The 16,282-nt window shown below is 54.1% G+C and carries 18 protein-coding genes; 12 read left to right on the top strand and 6 right to left on the bottom strand.

From position 1 onward, the window contains the following. Position 1 precedes the first annotated feature (1 nt). The 9 genes from tsaE to IPH75_10840 all read left to right on the top strand — a co-directional run bounded on the left by tsaE (position 2) and on the right by IPH75_10840 (position 9,520). On the top strand, positions 2–433 hold the full coding sequence (gene tsaE / locus IPH75_10880; GenBank protein MBK7142573.1) for a tRNA (adenosine(37)-N6)-threonylcarbamoyltransferase complex ATPase subunit type 1 TsaE: 432 nt from the start codon (positions 2–4) through the stop codon (positions 431–433). Next, the gene (gene tsaB, locus IPH75_10875; GenBank protein ID MBK7142572.1) at positions 430–1,122 is read left to right on the top strand and encodes a tRNA (adenosine(37)-N6)-threonylcarbamoyltransferase complex dimerization subunit type 1 TsaB; all 693 of its coding nucleotides are present in this window, start codon (positions 430–432) and stop codon (positions 1,120–1,122) included. Before tsaE ends, tsaB begins: the two co-directional genes overlap by 4 nt. Then, complete coding sequence (rimI, locus tag IPH75_10870; protein MBK7142571.1) at positions 1,091–1,579, top strand: ribosomal protein S18-alanine N-acetyltransferase; 489 nt, start codon at positions 1,091–1,093, stop codon at positions 1,577–1,579. Before tsaB ends, rimI begins: the two co-directional genes overlap by 32 nt. 2 nt (positions 1,580–1,581) lie before the next feature. Then, positions 1,582–2,430 (top strand): acetyl-CoA carboxylase carboxyltransferase subunit beta, encoded by an 849-nt coding sequence (locus tag IPH75_10865; protein ID MBK7142570.1) that lies wholly within the window; start codon positions 1,582–1,584, stop codon positions 2,428–2,430. Between the two features lie 163 nt (positions 2,431–2,593). Beyond that, entirely contained in the window at positions 2,594–3,703 is a 1,110-nt protein-coding gene (locus IPH75_10860; protein ID MBK7142569.1) for a hypothetical protein, read from the top strand. After that, a complete protein-coding gene (locus tag IPH75_10855; GenBank protein ID MBK7142568.1) occupies positions 3,700–5,094 on the top strand; it encodes a GAF domain-containing protein in 1,395 nt (464 codons plus the stop codon). Before IPH75_10860 ends, IPH75_10855 begins: the two co-directional genes overlap by 4 nt. Positions 5,095–5,098: 4 nt before the next feature. Further along, entirely contained in the window at positions 5,099–7,240 is a 2,142-nt protein-coding gene (locus tag IPH75_10850) for a GAF domain-containing protein (protein ID MBK7142567.1), read from the top strand. 107 nt (positions 7,241–7,347) lie between these two features. Continuing rightward, positions 7,348–8,802: a sigma-54-dependent Fis family transcriptional regulator gene (locus IPH75_10845; GenBank protein ID MBK7142566.1), complete on the top strand. Its 1,455-nt coding sequence runs from the start codon at positions 7,348–7,350 to the stop codon at positions 8,800–8,802. Between the two features lie 265 nt (positions 8,803–9,067). Next, the gene (locus IPH75_10840; protein MBK7142565.1) at positions 9,068–9,520 is read left to right on the top strand and encodes a hypothetical protein; all 453 of its coding nucleotides are present in this window, start codon (positions 9,068–9,070) and stop codon (positions 9,518–9,520) included. A gap of 24 nt (positions 9,521–9,544) precedes the next feature. On the opposite strand, the gene IPH75_10835 is transcribed toward IPH75_10840, so the two are convergent. From IPH75_10835 to IPH75_10825, 3 genes are all read right to left on the bottom strand, one after another. Continuing rightward, positions 9,545–9,901, bottom strand: coding sequence for a hypothetical protein (locus IPH75_10835; GenBank protein MBK7142564.1), 357 nt, complete (start codon positions 9,899–9,901; stop codon positions 9,545–9,547). 92 nt (positions 9,902–9,993) lie between these two features. Then, positions 9,994–10,578 carry a DUF1579 family protein gene (locus tag IPH75_10830; GenBank protein ID MBK7142563.1) on the bottom strand — a complete coding sequence of 195 codons (585 nt, stop codon included), beginning with the start codon at positions 10,576–10,578 and terminating at the stop codon, positions 9,994–9,996. 38 nt (positions 10,579–10,616) lie between these two features. Continuing rightward, complete coding sequence (locus IPH75_10825) at positions 10,617–11,240, bottom strand: hypothetical protein (GenBank protein MBK7142562.1); 624 nt, start codon at positions 11,238–11,240, stop codon at positions 10,617–10,619. Positions 11,241–11,647: 407 nt separating this feature from the next. Between IPH75_10825 and IPH75_10820 the strand changes: the two genes are divergently transcribed. After that, on the top strand, positions 11,648–12,550 hold the full coding sequence (locus tag IPH75_10820; GenBank protein MBK7142561.1) for a hypothetical protein: 903 nt from the start codon (positions 11,648–11,650) through the stop codon (positions 12,548–12,550). A gap of 37 nt (positions 12,551–12,587) precedes the next feature. Next, positions 12,588–13,613 carry a hypothetical protein gene (locus IPH75_10815; protein MBK7142560.1) on the top strand — a complete coding sequence of 342 codons (1,026 nt, stop codon included), beginning with the start codon at positions 12,588–12,590 and terminating at the stop codon, positions 13,611–13,613. A gap of 10 nt (positions 13,614–13,623) precedes the next feature. Here IPH75_10815 and IPH75_10810 read toward each other — a convergent pair whose 3' ends face one another. Next, on the bottom strand, positions 13,624–14,115 hold the full coding sequence (locus tag IPH75_10810) for a GNAT family N-acetyltransferase (GenBank protein MBK7142559.1): 492 nt from the start codon (positions 14,113–14,115) through the stop codon (positions 13,624–13,626). Between the two features lie 239 nt (positions 14,116–14,354). On the opposite strand from IPH75_10810, the gene IPH75_10805 reads away from it, so the two are divergent. Further along, positions 14,355–14,660: a DUF2007 domain-containing protein gene (locus IPH75_10805; GenBank protein MBK7142558.1), complete on the top strand. Its 306-nt coding sequence runs from the start codon at positions 14,355–14,357 to the stop codon at positions 14,658–14,660. A 40-nt stretch (positions 14,661–14,700) separates the two neighbouring features. Here IPH75_10805 and IPH75_10800 read toward each other — a convergent pair whose 3' ends face one another. Beyond that, positions 14,701–14,910 carry a DUF2892 domain-containing protein gene (locus IPH75_10800; protein MBK7142557.1) on the bottom strand — a complete coding sequence of 70 codons (210 nt, stop codon included), beginning with the start codon at positions 14,908–14,910 and terminating at the stop codon, positions 14,701–14,703. A gap of 96 nt (positions 14,911–15,006) precedes the next feature. Beyond that, a complete protein-coding gene (locus IPH75_10795; GenBank protein ID MBK7142556.1) occupies positions 15,007–16,257 on the bottom strand; it encodes an NAD(P)/FAD-dependent oxidoreductase in 1,251 nt (416 codons plus the stop codon). Positions 16,258–16,282: the final 25 nt, after the last annotated feature.

The following is a 16,282-nucleotide window of genomic DNA, read 5'->3' as shown; positions in this document are numbered from 1 at the left end:
GGTGGGTCGGGTTCTGGCTATTACCTCGCATTCGGAAGAAGAGACGCTGGCGCTGGCGAAGCGTCTGGCGGCATCTTTTGTCACGGGCGACCTGCTCGTGCTGACCGGACCACTTGGTTCGGGGAAAACAGTTTTTGTGCGTGGGCTGGTACAAGGGCTGGGGTTGCAGGAATCGATGGTCAGCTCTCCCTCATTTGGTATGGTCAATGAATATCCCGGCGAATTGCCGCTTTATCACTTTGATCTCTATCGGATCAAGAATCCCGCGGAGTTGTACGAGATCGGCTGGGATGACTATTTGTTACGCGATGGGATCGTGGTGGTTGAATGGGGAGAAAAGGCGGTCGGGCTCCTCCCTTCTCGCTACTACCAGATCGATTTTGTGATGAAATCCGAAACGGAGCGAGAGATCCAGATAGCGCTGGTCCAATGACAACAGAACGGCAATTCGACAATGTGCTGGCGATAGAGACCTCTACACCGGAACTAAAACTAGCGCTCAGTTTTGGTGAAGACCGCATAGTCACCGCCACCGATCAGGTGGACCGTTCGCATGGCCAGGTGATCGTTCGCAAGATGACCGATCTTTTCAATTCGGCGGGCGGCGAGGTCAAGCAGTTGGAGGGGATAGTAGTTTCCTCAGGCCCCGGATCATTCACCGGGCTTCGCATAGGGTTGGCAATCGCGAAAGGGATGGCATCGGCGCTCTCTATACCGATCGCCTCGGTTTCGCTTTATGAGGTTGCGGCGTTTCTGTTGCGCAATCATCCCGAACCGGTGCTGGTCATGATACAGGTGCGTCGCGGCGAATATCTGGTGGCGACGGTGAAGGAAGGGAATGTCGACCTGCACGCGGTTGATGCCGTTCCTGAAGAGAGGTTGAAAGAGTATCTCAATGACCGTCCGGTTGCCGGGATCGGCCTCGATCTGAACAGATTGATTGCAGGGGCGAATGTGGTGGTGCCGCGGATCAATTTCGGCCCGGCGGATCTTCATTACATCGGAAGACACAAATTGCAGATCGGCGAGTTTGCGGATATCGGCAAACTGGAGCCGCTCTATTATGGAAAATCACAGGCGGAGCTTCGCTTTGATCAGCGACACGGACAAGCCGGTCAGTAATATCAGCATTCGGCCGATGGTGGAGGCGGATATCGAGCGCGTGATGGAGTTGGAGCGCATTGCGTTCTCCGATCCCTGGCCGCGCACGGCATTTGTTGAGCAATTGAAGGGACCATACTGGGGGGCGATCGTCGCGGAACTGAATGGCGCGATCGTCGGCTACGGATGCTATCTTATTGTAGCCGATGAGTCTCACCTGACCAACATAGCGGTCGACCCGGTCTGGCGCAGAAAATCAGTTGCTAAGCTGCTTCTGGATCGTATCTTAGAGATCGTTGCGGAGTTCGATTGTACCCTCATCCTGCTCGAAGTGAGACCATCGAATATGGAAGCGATACGCTTCTACGAAAAGTACAACTTCGAGCTCCTGTACCGGCGGCCCAATTATTACCGTCGCCCTATCGAGGATGCACTGGTGATGGTCCGCCATTTGACTGATGACAAGGATATGAATTAACTATGGAATGGTTCCGTAAAGCACGCTCAGGCATCGTCCCCCAGGAGAAGCGCAATATACCGGAAGGTCTCTGGACCAAGTGCACCTCCTGTGGTGAGATCGTCTACAGCAAAAAGATGGAACAGTTGTTGTGGGTCTGCCCGGCCTGCAATTTTCATTTCCGTATACCGTCCCGTAAGTATATCCAGTTGTTGCTGGATGGCGGACGGATCGAAGAGATGGACAACAATCTCGTTTCGGGTGATCCGCTGCATTTCAAAGATTCCAAGCGGTATCCCGACAGATTGCGTGATGCCTCGGCCAAGGCCGAATCGGTTGAGGGGGTGATCGCCGGACCGGCGGAGATGGGCGGGATCCCGATCTCCTTTGCGATCATGGATTTTTCGTTTATCGGCGGCTCGATGGGTTCGGTGGTTGGTGAAAAGATCGCTCGCGCGATCGACCGCGCGATCGAAGGGAACAAGCCGTTGATCATCGTTTCCTGTTCGGGCGGCGCCCGCATGCAGGAAGGGATTCTTTCGCTGATGCAGATGGCCAAGACTTCGGCGTTGCTGGCAGTGCTGGCCGAAAAGAGACTCCCGTATATTTCGATCCTGACTAACCCGACCACTGCCGGTGTGATGGCTTCGTATGCCTCGCTGGGCGATGTGATCATCGCCGAGCCCAAAGCGCTGCTAGGGTTCGCCGGACCGCGCGTCATTCAACAGACGATCGGGCAGGATCTTCCGGAAGGATTCCAGTCATCCGAGTTCTTTATGGATAAAGGATTTCTCGACAAGATCGTCGAACGGAAAGATCTCCGTGAGACAACGATCAGATTGCTTCGCTATTTCGGAGGAGAACCATCGTGAGAGAACATAGCTATCCCCAGGCGGAGAAATTCCTGCTTTCGCGGGAATTTTTCGGCATGAAACTGGGGTTGGAGAATATATCAGAATTTCTGCGTTCACTGGGTGACCCGCAGAATGAATATCGGACCATTCATGTAGCCGGCACCAACGGTAAAGGTTCGACCTGCGCGATGATCGCGTCGGCGCTGCAGGCGCAGGGGTACAAAGTCGGGCTGTATACATCACCCCATCTGGTAGATTTCCGCGAGCGGGTGAAAGTGAACGGGGCGCCGATCAGGAAACAGGCGATCCAGAAGTTTGTCGACCGGTACCGCTCGGTACTGGTAAAAAAAAACTCTCGTTCTTTGAAGTAGTCACCGCTCTCGCTTTCGAATATTTCCGCGACAGTAAGATTGATATCGCCGTGATCGAGGTTGGCCTCGGGGGACGTCTCGACGCCACCAATGTGCTGACTCCCGACTTGACTATTTGCACGGATATCAGTTTCGACCATGTGGAGATACTGGGGCGGAGTATCAAAAAGATCGCCGGTGAGAAGGCGGGGATAATCAAGAAAGATGTTCCGCACCTGATCGGGATGCTCCCCCGCGATGCCGAGAAAGTAATGCGCGAACGGTGCAAAAAGGTTGGCGCCACGTTGGCGAAACTGACGCCAAATGACTTTACCAGTCATCCGGAGCGGTTTGCGCTCGATTTCAAATCACCGCAATTTTCGTTCAAGAAGCTGAAACCGGCGCTGATTGGCACCCACCAGTTGACCAATGCGGCGCTGGCGCTCAAGGCGCTTTCCGTGCTCAAAGCGAGCGGACTGACGGTGAGCAAAAAGGCGGTGGTGGAAGGGATCCGGCATACCGATTGGTCCGGACGTTTCCAGGTGATCAAGCCAAAAGGGATGCCGACCTTTGTACTCGATGTCTGCCACAACGCAGGTGGCGCGGAAGCGTTTGTCGCATCGTACAAGCGGCGCTTCCCGAAACATCGCCCGGCGATCATCATCGGGCTGGTCAAACGTAAAGACCACCAGACGATGTTTGACACGTTCTGGCAGATCGGACGGCGCTATATGCTGGTCAATATGAAGACCCACCGCTCGGTCAGCCCGAAAGAGATGGTTGAGACGATCGACTTCAAGGGGTTGCCGGTCTGGAAATGTGCCGACCTCAAGACCGCGATAAAGCTGTTGTTGCCGGATATTGATAATGACGATATTGTCGCCGTGATCGGGTCACACTACCTAGTTGGAGAATTCCTGCAAACGTACGGGAAGTCATGACCGACGAAACTGCAAAGCCGAAGAAGCAGACCAATCGCCGCCCTGCGGCGAAACCGCGTGCGCCGCGCAAGACCGCCGGTGCGGTCGAGTCCGACGCGATAGTGCAACTTCGGTCGCAGCTCGAGGAAAAAGTCGGCGAACTGACCGACAGCAACCGCCAGCTCAAGCGAAAGATCTTCGACCTCTACACGATCTTCGAGATCAGCCGGAATTTCAACGCCGTCCTCAAGTATCAATCACTGCTCGATACGTTTATCTTCACCTGCCTCGGGCAGGTAGGCGCACTCAAGGGGGGGATATTCCTCAAAGGAGAAGAGTGCAAACAGGCGTTCTGTCTGGTCAAAAGCAAGGGGTCGGGCTCCTTCCCCACCCAGGGACAGGCATTCCGCGAGCAAAGCAAACTGATCGATTATATCACGCGACTCAACCGTCCCGTACTGGTGCAGGATCTTGTCAATGAGGTTGCCGAAGAGCATGACCTGGAGATCCTGCAGCATTTTCACTCAGGCATCATAGTTCCGCTCATCTATCAGACGCGATTGATCGGGCTGTTCGCGATGTCGGATAAGATATCAGGGCGAGAGTTCCAACTCGATGATCTTGAGTTCCTTTCCATTCTGGGAAACCAGATCGCCGTCGCTATCGAGAATGCGCGCCTGTATGAAGCGGAAAAGATGGCGACTACCGCATTGCGCGAAGCCCAGCAGCAGTTGCTGCAGACGGAACGTCTGGCCGCACTCGGCCAGATGTCCGCCTCGATCGCGCATGAGGTCAACAACCCGCTTGGGATCATCAAAAACTATCTGCTATTGATACGTCGTTCGATCGCGGAGAATCCATCCTCCATGGGGCATCTTGGGGTGGTTGAGGGTGAGATCGATCGGATCGCGTCGATCGTCCGTCAACTGCTCGATTTCCATCGCCCGCAGCCGATGGAGATGAATCGGGTCGACCTGAATGCGGTAATCGAGGATGTGCTCTCTTTCACGGGTCGTTTGCTTGAATCTGCGGGAGTTGAGATCGAACAGCGTCTCCCGCATGGGCCGTATATCGTGATGGGTTCGGTCGACAGCCTGAAACAGGTTTTTCTCAATCTGCTGATCAATGCCCGCGACGCTATGCCGGATGGCGGTAAGGTGATCCTTCAGGGACGACGGACCGACCACCAGGTAGTGATCGAGGTCTGCGATACGGGGCCAGGAATACCGGCCGATGTTGCTGCTCACATTTTTGAGCCGTTTTTCACGACCAAAGAGGTGGGGAAAGGGACCGGCCTGGGTCTTTCGGTCTGCTATGGGATAATTAAAAGCCATAATGGGTCGATAACATTTAGGAATCTCAACCCCGGGAGCTGCTTTGAGATAACGCTCCCCGCCGCCAAAGAGGACTAAATCGGTGACACCATTAGCGGAAAAGATTGTCATAATCGACGACGAAAAGCGGATGTGCGAATCGCTGACCGCGCTTCTGGAAGGGAACGGCTATCGCGTTTCCAGTTTCCAGCGCTCCCCGGAAGCGGTCGAAGCTATCCGCGGCGAAAAGGTCGATCTGGTGATCACCGATATCAAGATGCCTGATCTTGACGGCCTTGAGATCCTCAAAGCGGTGAAGCATATAGACGAAGGGATCCCGGTTATCCTGATGACCGGTTACGCCTCATTGCAGACGGCGCTCGATGCTATCGCGCAGGGGGCATATGATTATCTTCTCAAACCGGTTGAATTCGCTTATCTCGAACTGGCGGTCCGTCGTGCGCTCGACAAGCGCCGTTCGGAGATAGCCAGACTTCGGCTGCTCGAAGAACTCAAGCTCTCTAATCTTATCCTTGAGCGTCGCATTGGCGAATTGAATGCACTCTACGAGGCAGGCAAGTCGATCGGCTCCACCGCCAATTTGCAGGAGTTGCTGCGCCAAATAGTCGCGCTGGCAGCGACCGTGACAGAGGCGCAGGTCGGTTCGATCATGCTGTTTGATGAACGCCGCGAATGCCTGACGATCGAGGCGGCAATCGGCCTCGCTGATGAGATTGTGGAAAGCACCCGTCTACCTGTCGGTGAATCAATTGCCGGACATGTCGCCGAAACCGGCGAACCGATCATAATCGCGGATGTCGAGCATGACCCGCGCTTCAAGCGGATCAACAAGGAGCGGTATGGGTCTGCCTCTCTCCTGTCGGTTCCGTTGCGAATCAAAAATACGATCCTCGGCGTCATTAATATGGCGAATAAGGAAGGCGAGAAAGCCTTTACGCAGGATGACCTTCGGTTGCTGACGACCTTCGCCTCGCAGGCAGCGGTGGCGGTCGATGATGCCTACCAATTCGAGCGGAGCCGTCGACGGTTGATCGAATTCGAGATACTGCACGAAGTGACCAACGAACTCTCCTCGATCCAGTCTTTCTATCAGTTTCGCGCGTTGCTGGTCAAGAAGTTGTCGCGCATATTCCCGATCGATTACGCCATCTGGTTCAACTGGGAGCCGAGCAACAAGGCGCTCATTCCGGATGCCGCGATCGGCGATGCCAATATCCCGCTGACTGAATCGGGACGGATCAATCTGGCCGCGATCGACCGCGAGACGATCGTCATCCAGGGAGCCGACCTGGAAGCGTTTGATCTTGAGGATGTCCGGCTGATCTCCGATCTGGTCGGCGAACGGCTGACCGCGTTTGTCCATTACCCGGATCCCGGGCGAGGCTTCATGGCGATCCCGATCCTGCGTAACGACGAACTGGCGCACCTCTTCTGTTTTGGCGCCAAGTCCGACCGCGACTACAGCGATGACGATATCTCGCTGGCCAAGCTGGTGGTGTCACAGTCCGCGCTGTTGTTCGAGCGGGAGAAAGCTATCCTGAATGGTACCCGCCTGCTCACTATGGGGAATATGATCTCGGAGATCTCACACGACCTTCGAAAACCGTTGACCAATATCTCCGGGGGGGTGCAGATCCTCCGTCAGAGGGTAGACACCGACAAAAACTCAGATGTTTTCGATTTGATGGGGTCTGAGATCTCCCGCATGGATGAACTGGTGCATGAACTGATCGATTTCTCCAACCCAAACAAGTACGAAACCAATCAGGTTGACCTTCGCCAGACAGTCCAGCGTGCCGCCGAACTGGTCGGGCCGGATATGCGCAAATACAAGGTGCAGTTTTCGGCCAAGTTCGAGGAAGGGCAGTGGGAGACTTTCGTCAACCGGAATCAGATCCTCGAGATGTTTCTCAATCTCTTCATTAATGCGATCGATGCCATGCAGTCGGGCGGGACTCTCAGTGTCCACGGGCTGGTGGAACGACCGCCACACAAAAAGCACAACTTCCTTGCTATCCGGGTGATCGATACCGGTGTCGGTATCAAAAAAGAGGTGTTGGCGCGAATTTTCGACCGCTATTACACGACCAAAGAGACCGGAACCGGGCTGGGGCTGTCGGTGGTTGAGCGGATCATTTCCGCCCATGCCGGTACTCTTCGGGTGGAATCGGTTGAGGGACAAGGGACAACCTTTACGGTTTATCTCCCGATTCAGTCCGCCTAGTGCATTTTCTTGCGAAAAAGTGGCAATCGGCGTGAGTTTAGGCTTGATTCTTCATCTAGCCTGCCGATACTTATCACTATCTGATTTCAATTGCATACTGGAAAAATATGGCACGCACAAAGACCAAAATTTTAGTCATTGATGATGACCCAAAAGTCTCCTGGATTCTATCTGAAGGTCTGTCATCGAGTTTCGAGTTTGTCGCCGGACGGGACGGGATCGAGGGGATCCAGATGGTCTCCACCGAGCGACCCGACCTGATCCTGCTGGATATCAAGATGCCCGGCATGACCGGCCTCGAGGTGCTCGAAAAACTCAACAAGGTAGACAACCGTCCGGAAGTGATCATGATCTCCGGCCACGGCGAGACCAAAAATGTGGTCGAGGCAGTCAAACTGGGTGCGGCCGAGTTTATCGACAAGCCGTTTGATGTCCGCGAGGTTGAGACCCGTATCAACGCGGTTCTGGAGCGCGTGAAACTTCGCCGTGAAGTTTCCGACCTGAAGAAAGAACTTCAATCCAAGTCCAATTATTCGAATTTCATCGGCGATTCCGCCGCGATGAATAAAGTCAAAGCGTTGATCGAACAGGTGGCCGACTCCGAGTTGACCGTCCTGATCCGTGGCGAATCCGGCACGGGAAAAGAGATCGTCGCTCGTTCGCTTCACCAGTTGTCGGCGCGTCGCGATGCTGCGTTCGTTAAAGTCAATTGCGCCGCTATCCCCCGCGACCTGCTCGAGGCCGAGCTATTCGGCTATGAAAAGGGAGCCTTCACCGGCGCGCACAAAACCAAGCAGGGGCGTTTCGAGCTGGCCAATCGGGGGACGATCTTCCTCGACGAAATCGGCGACATGCCGCTCGAACTCCAGTCGAAACTGCTTCAGGTGCTGGAGCAACAGGAGTTCGTCCGGGTTGGCGGGATACAGAATATCCATGTGGACGTCCGGATCATCTGCGCGACCAATCGAAATCTCGAGCAGGCGATCGCCGAACATGGCTTCCGCGATGACCTCTTCTATCGCCTGAATGAGATCACCCTCTATCTGCCGTCGCTCCGTCAACGGAAGGAAGATGTCCCGTTACTGGTGAACCACTTCCTCGAGAAATACAACAAGCTCTACAAGCGGGAATTCTACCAGCTCTCCCCCGAGATCATCAACCAGTTGGTCGCCTACCATTGGCCGGGAAATGTCCGCCAGTTGGAGAATATGATCAAGCAGGTGGTGGTGCGAGGGGATGAGACGATCGTGGCAGAACTGCTGGCCTCTTCGGCACAGCAGGTGTATATGCCTGAGCCGGCTCTTGCGGTTGCGGGACATGCAGCCCGTGGTGGCTTTGGAATGCCGGCTGAGCCGATTGAGCCCGATGGTCCCAGCGAGCCTGGCGCCGATCTGTCGCTCAAAAACCGGCTGGGCAAAACTATCGCCAGCGAAGAAAAGAAGCTGATCGCCGAGGTGCTGACCAAAACCAACTGGAACCGTCGCAAAGCGGCGGATATCCTCCAGATCAGCTACCGGTCACTTCTTTACAAGATCAAAGACTACGACCTGAACTCGAAATAATCTTCCGGGGGAAACCATTCGATGCATTTCCGGGTTGTTCGGTTGTGCATCGCCATGCGCACAGGTCGGATTTTTCCTGTTCGGAAACGACCGCTTGGATGGTGAGAACAATAGTTAAGTTGCTATTTGGCAATAGCATACGAGGAACGGAGACTAATTAGAGAGTTTCGGTCGTATTTATCTCGGTTGATAACCGGCTATTTTTTGGAAGTGGAACAGTTCTTGCTGTGTAGAAGCTGAACAGAGAGATAAAAAAAGAAGAGCAATGAGCCAGATAGAAACTCGCCACCTACCACCTTCGGACCATGCTTCCTTTCTTGCGCAAGCCGACCTTGAGCTGAAGCGCGCAGAACGGTACCGCATTTTCGTCTCCCTCATCGTGCTCGACCTGACGGTTGTGCGAAAGCACATGTCGACTGGGGCTGATGAAGTGGTCAAATCGATCATGGACGCGGCGAACGCTCGCATTCGCTGTACCGACACTGTGACCCTTCTCGATGACTCCCATGTCGCCCTCCTCTTCCCCGAAACCCCTCGTCAGAATGCAATGATTGCCGGACGGCGGATCGCCGATATGGTCCGACGGACCCTTTCGGAGCGACTGGGGCAGAATGTGGAAGATGCCGTGCCGATGGAAACTGCCTCGTATCCGGATGCAGCGGGAGCGAAATCGGTGAAGTTGTTCCTGGAAGAGCTGGCGAAAAACAGCCGAAATTAGACTGAGCAAAAAATTAGGTACCTGCTATCTAGTACCTACCATACCTGTTAAGGGCCATTCTCCCCTCGAATGGTCCTTTTTTATTTCCCCTGTGTGAGCTGCTCGAGAAGTATTTTCGCTCTGATCTTTCGCCTGTTCGAGTGAGAGCACTGGTTCAGTGCGCACGCCCTCCAACAGCGTTTTGAGACCGGTATAGAAGAGGCCATCGATCGGCCGCTCTTCATGCATCAGTGTCACCACCAGCGCTTCCCAGGGCTCCAGCATCGGGGTCATCGTCAGGCGGTTGTGCCAGGCGATGAAGTTCGTGGCGCGTGAAAATGCTTCGGGGTCGGCGAATTTCCGAATATCCGCGTACGAGCGCAATTTGTTCAGATCAGTCATACGTTTGTGTAACAGCTTTCGGTCAGTATCGTTTCGTCCAAAATAAAAAGGCAGAGCCCGCCGGCCCTGCCTTCTGTTTGGATTGGATCCAATTACTTTCTCTTGGTGTACTTGGACTGACCTGATTCGAACCAGGTCTTGCCGCCGTCCATCGACGCTTCCATCTTCCAATCGTACGAGGTCTCGGTGCGATTGGAGACGGTCATGCGGGAGAGGAAGACCTGCCCCATCATCCGGTCTTCGCCGGTCATCACCATCTGCTTGCCATCATCGGTGCCGGTGTAGATAGAGATACGGCCGGACATATTGTCGACCCAGGTGGCCTGCCACTGCTTCAGTTCACGATCCCAGGCCTGCACCATGTAACCCTTAAATCCGGGCATTCCAGCCATCATCGGGTCACCAGAATAGTTGCAGAGCATCGCCGCACCATCGCACGCATACGAGTAGGTGGCGACGGCTTTGGATTCCATCCACTGCGGGACGGCCGGGTCCTGGCTCATGTTGAACTTGGACGCGACATCCCAGGTCCCTTCGAGGGTCGCCAACTGCTTCATTTCGGCTGGCGGTCCCATTTCCGGCATGCCGGCCGGCGGAGCCGCCGGGTCGGCGGCCATCACTGCGATTGCCATCATCAGCAGTGCGACAGCAACCAACATCATGTTTGACTTCTTCATACGTACTCCTTATTCACTATTTTTCCCGGTTATTCTGTTCATGCGGTTTTCTTGACAGCCGCCATCATTGCTTTAAATCCGACGACCATTTCTGCCGCGGTCTTTTGCGGACCGGTCAGCTTAAAGAAGAGATTCCCCTGTGGTCCTTCGAGCACGGCCGCGGCCATCAGGTAGTCATTCTTCGGCTCAGACGCGCCACCCGGCATACCGCCGCCACCCATGGAGGCGTTGTAAGTACCGGTGACCTCGACCCAGTGCGCTTTCATACCGTCGACTTCAAATGAGGACTGCTTGGCGATGGCCGAAACATCGCCGCCATCGGCGGTCGACATCTGCCCGAGCCAGCGCGCGATATTATCCTGCACGCCGCCGCCGCCGGTCGGTCCAAAATAAAAGACGATCATGGTGGCGGAATCACTTTCGCCGTTGGTCGGACCGTAGGCATAGACCGCCTGGCGCATCCCGGATGATCCGAGATCTTTCCAATTGGCCGGCGGAGTGAAAGTGACATTGGCCACTGTTATCGGCTGACCATCAAGTTTAACGCCGGCATCGGCGGCAAAGCCGCTTGAACCACTGTCAGCGGTATCGCCGCTCTTTTCTCCACACGAGGTCAAACCGAGTGCGAGAATAACTGCAAAAAGAATCCTGAAAGCTTTCACCAGCTCCTCCAGATATGATAGAGTATGAACGAATTTATCAGTATCACGTTCTGCCAGGCGGAACATCCCTGTCTCGGCAGACCGACGGTGAGAGTATAGCTCCGGAAGGGCGAGATTTCAAGCGGAGAATGCGAGAAGAGTGTATTGCATAGCAATAGGTTAGAGAGTTCACGGAAGGGCCGAGGATATCGTCTTGAATATCGCCAAATGAGTCGTATATTGGCGAGATAAGGGGTAATGGGTTTGAACTCGTCACGATTCTCTTCTGCAGTTTCTGTTTTTCTGCTGATCGGCTTGATCGGTCTCGGTTGCTCTTCGGGCGATGGCTCAAGTAACTCCGTCAGGCCCGAGCCTGAATTTCCGAAAGCTGTCGATTACTTTTTTGCGTCAATGATACTAGCCAGATAATGGTCTTGCGATTTACCGATTCCCGTGACACCTGTGAGCCGTTTGTCAATTGGGAAGAGATCATCGGTGAACCGTATACCGACGTGAATGGCAACGGAGTATATGACAATGGCATTGACGGATTTATTCGATCGAGTGACCAGTCCATCAACCAGGACCTAAACTACAATGGACGAAGAGACGGTCCTGAGAACATGCATCCGTCTCAGTGGGAACCGATGATTCCCCTGGATGATCTGGACGGCAACGGTACAATTCGACTTGGGAATGAATATTTGTCTCCTGACTGCGCTTACGCGCCCTTTGTTGACTGGAATGGGAATGGCGTATGGGATTCAGCGGTCAATGAAGGCACCCTGCTGGGACGATGGGAAGCGTACGGATACGATCCGGCCAGTGTTCAGCACTTTGTCAGCGGGATCGACTCGGCTTACTATTTTCTCTCAGACTCTGGAAAGCATTACTGGTTTGTTGGAAGTCAAATGTCTCCAGAATTGAAGATCGAGTTCACCCAGTACTCTTATTATGGCTTCATAAACAACGGCATATACCTTCGGCTGGCGGATTCGGCGTCGATCCATGAGCATAGATCGGAAAGCGTGTCGATCAGGGAGGGAGATGAGATCAAGCGACATACCAGATTTCTAAACGACTTTGAATTCGGCGATATCAAGCTGGATGAAGTTCTGCACATTCGTTTTGATTCGGCTAGTTGGCGGTACACATACCACGAGCAATTCCGCAATGCGAGTTGGGACCTCTATTTCGTCAAGGGGGTTGGGCTGATACAAGCTGACATTCGGTGCAGAGATTACTTTGGAGTGTTCGAACAGCACTTCATCATCAGTGAGCAGTTTACCGGTTCCTTCCCCCTTCCCCTAACCAAAGTTGACCGGCCGTGAGAGGATGATGATGAGACTGAAAAGCTCGAATGTGATAGTGTCAGTGGCGCTAATCGTGGTTACAGTCCTTTCCTTGGTCGGTTGTGGTGAGGAGAAGTCGACCAATCCCCCGGATGCGATCTTCCTGAATATCCGGGAAATTGCATTTGTGAATCTACAGGATACTTCGGAAATCACGGCGGTGGCATGGAGTAGGAGCGGCTGGGAGCCAATCGTGGATTTTGAGCACATTCTGGATGAGCCATACACCGATCTTAACGGCAACGGGAAATACGATAACGGCATTGACGGATTTGTCAGATCAAGTAACTCGGCTATCAATCAGGACCTGAACTATAATGGCAAGCATGATGGCCTTGAGACTCCTCCCTCAGAGTGGGACGGCTATTTGCCGTTTGATGACATTGATGGCAATGGCGAAATCCGCGTTTCAACCGCTGAGCTCCCCAGAGATAGCCTGGCTAAGTATATGCCGTTCCTCGACTGCAACAGAAACGGGGTGTGGGACAAAACAACCATTAACTACCGTAACGTCGTGTACTGGTACCGTTACAATGACGGTACTGACAGCAGTCTCTGGCTGGCCAATGTCCCTAACGCCTTTGCCTTTGTCTCCGACAGCGGTGTGTGCTATTCGATGCTTGAAGGGTTTCATTTCGCACCTGTGAACATTGCATTCACTGAAGATACTCTGCAGTTTCGAATGGGTGGGAGAGATCTGTTCCTCAGCCTTACCGATTCCATTCAAATCGGGAAAAGGGTTCTCGATACTGTAGCGTTTTATCCGACGCTGGTGATGGAGCAGTTCGCCAACTTGGATCAGTCGGTGACATTTGCAGGAACTACGTTTACCGGACTGACTCGAATTCTCTGGCGTGAGTTCAACTTATCTGATTCAAGTTTAGGCCCGAGAGCGTGGGCGTTCTATTTCAGCAATGACTATGGTTTGGCCGGATATGAATACTGGAATGGAGATCAAAGCGACTCGTTGAAGGCGTTCTGGAGACCAATACTGAGTTCAGATCTCCCCCTCCCGCTGACCAAAGTTGACCGTCCGCAGTAAGTCGGCCCGACTACAGCTTCTTTCCCATCACCACTGACCGGTAGTTGGTGACATCCCATTGGATATGTTCTTTGAATTCGTAGCCGATCCGTTCATACCACGATATCAGATGAGTTGCGGTCTCGGCGGTATCGATGGAGATCTCCGCCACTCCGTTCAGGCGAGCGTAGTTTTCGGCATGGGTCATCAAGGCTTTGGCAATCCCCTGCCGTTGGAGGCCCGGTTCCACTCCCATCTGCTGCAAATGCCCTACCCCCGCTTTTTCGATATAGGGGGAGCCTTTGGCTATTCCCGGCGGGTTGAAGGTGATAGTCCCGACAATGCGGCCATCGATCTCCGCCACAAAGCAGGTTCCCCGGGAGATCCGGCGCTGGGTGGTGGCGACATCCTGATGGGTCGCCAGGTAGCGTAGCCCCATGTCCGCAAGCTGTTTATAGGCACGGTGGAGTAGTTCGGTGAGGGCCTCGAGGGAGTCGTTGGGGGCTAATTCGCGTATGACCATTTGTCGTTGTTCCTGCGGAATATTGATAGTCGAATTCGGTCGTATAAACGTAGTATTGTAGGCAGAGGCGGTGCCGAAGTCAATCCATCCGGAAGGCCGAAAGTTAGGATTGGTTTCCGGCAGTCGCATGCCGTAACTTGCGTCACTAGGTTGGAAATGAGGTAAATATGTTTTGTCCGAAATGTCGTGCTGAATACACTGAGGGGGTAACCCGGTGTACTGACTGTGAAATTCCCCTGGTGGCCGAACTGGCACCGGAAGATGAAATGGATTATGTCGAACTGGTGACGGTTGGGACATTCACCAGCGCTCCTGAGTTGGCGGTCGCCAAATCGTTGCTCGAGGATGCGGATATTCAGTATTTCGCCAAAAACGAGGGTGTCGTTGGCCTCTTCAGTATGGGGCAGGTCGGCTACAATCCGATGATCGGGGCGATCGAGATCCAGGTACATCCTGAGGATGTCGAGGCCACATCGGAGATCCTGGCCCAGATGGCCGAGGCGGATGCCGACGAGCCGATCGACCTGTCATCTGACGATCAATAGTCTTTCAATCTACTCAAACCATAGACCAGTTCCGGAAGAGTTATCGTCCGGAACTGGTTTTTGCTGTCTGCTTGCAGGTGGAGATTCCCAGCATGGCATACGGTGGACACCATCCGACCAGTCCGGTCAGGAGGGGGATTGCTCCAAGATAAGCCCAGGGAGATTTCGGGCCCCAAAAGGCGAGTGATATGATCGCCAGCCCGGCGACGATCCGAATGATCCGTTCCAGATTCCCGATGTTCTTCTTCATGACAGTTTCCTTTCAGAAAGATTCAGACTGATTCTATGCTGTGATAGAGAGTTGAAGTCCGACTATTCGTACAGCGATTCGACAACGGAATCGAAGTTAGTGAGCATCACCTAAATGCGACCCGGCGATCCATCCGGTTGTCCAGGCGGCCTGGAAATTGAATCCGCCGGTGATCCCGTCGATATCGAGCAGTTCTCCCGCGAAAAAGAGACCCGGAACAAGCTTGCTCTGCATATTCCGAAGGTCAACTTCTTTGAGTGAGACGCCACCACAGGTGACAAACTCATCCTTAAACTCCCCTTTGCCAACAACCGCAAACTCGCTGTGCAGAAGCTGATGGCAGAGAGAAGCGGCTTGCTCTCTGGTCAGGTTGGACCAGGTGCGATCGAGTTCTATCCCCGCATGTTCGGTGATGCGGATCCAGAGCCGTCTCGGGAGAAAAAACGGTCCTTCCGACTGGATCTGTTTGATCGGATGCTTGGCGCGGAAGGAATCGAGCATGACGCGCGCCGACTCGAGAGTATGATTCACCAGCCAGTTGATATGTAGGGTGGCATGGTAGTTTGCTTTCTGCAGTTCTCGTGCGCCCCAGGCAGAAAGTTTCAGCACGGCGGGACCGCTCAATCCCCAATGGGTGATCAGAAGAGGGCCGGTCTGCTCGAATTTGTGTTGGTCCGGGATGGTCAGCGTGAGATGCGCTTTGGGAACTGAAATACCGGAAAGACCATCGAGCCGTCGATCCTGAATTTGAAACGTGAAAAGTGACGGGGCGAGAGTGGTGATCGTATGGCCGAGCGATGCCGCCATCTTGTACCCGGATGGAGTCGAGCCGGAAGCCAGAAGGATCGAGTCCGCGATGATCGGCTCCCCTTCTTTGAGGTGGAGTTCGAAACGGGATCCATCCCCCGAAGATCGAATGATCTCTTTGGCTCTGGCGGCCAGTCGGACTTCAACGCCGGCGGCTTCTGCGGCCTGTTTCAGGCAGTCAGCCACTGTGGCGGAACTGTCGGTAACTGGAAACATCCGGCCATCCGGCTCCGTCTTTAGCTCCACCCCTCGCGCGGTGAACCAGGCGACAGTATCTCTGGGCTGGAATCTGCTGAAAGGGCCGCGCAACTCCTGGCTCCCGCGCGGGTATCCTTTGATCAGTTCGTTCGGTTCGAAGCAGTTGTGCGTGACATTGCAGCGTTCGCCGCCCGAGAGAAGGACTTTGAGCAACGGGCGGTGGGTCGCTTCAAAGAGGAGAACCCGCAGATCGGGGAATGATTCCGCCGCGCGGATCGCCGCAAAATAGCCAGCGGCGCCGCCACCAACAATAACCGCACATCGTTTAGTACTCTGCTTCATACTGACAATATAGAGAGTTGAAGGC

This window comes from bacterium (assembly GCA_016708025.1).
Classification (GTDB): domain Bacteria; phylum Zixibacteria; class MSB-5A5; order GN15; family FEB-12; genus FEB-12.
Note: the sequence above shows the minus strand (reverse complement) of the source record. Positions and strands in the feature narration are given on the sequence as shown.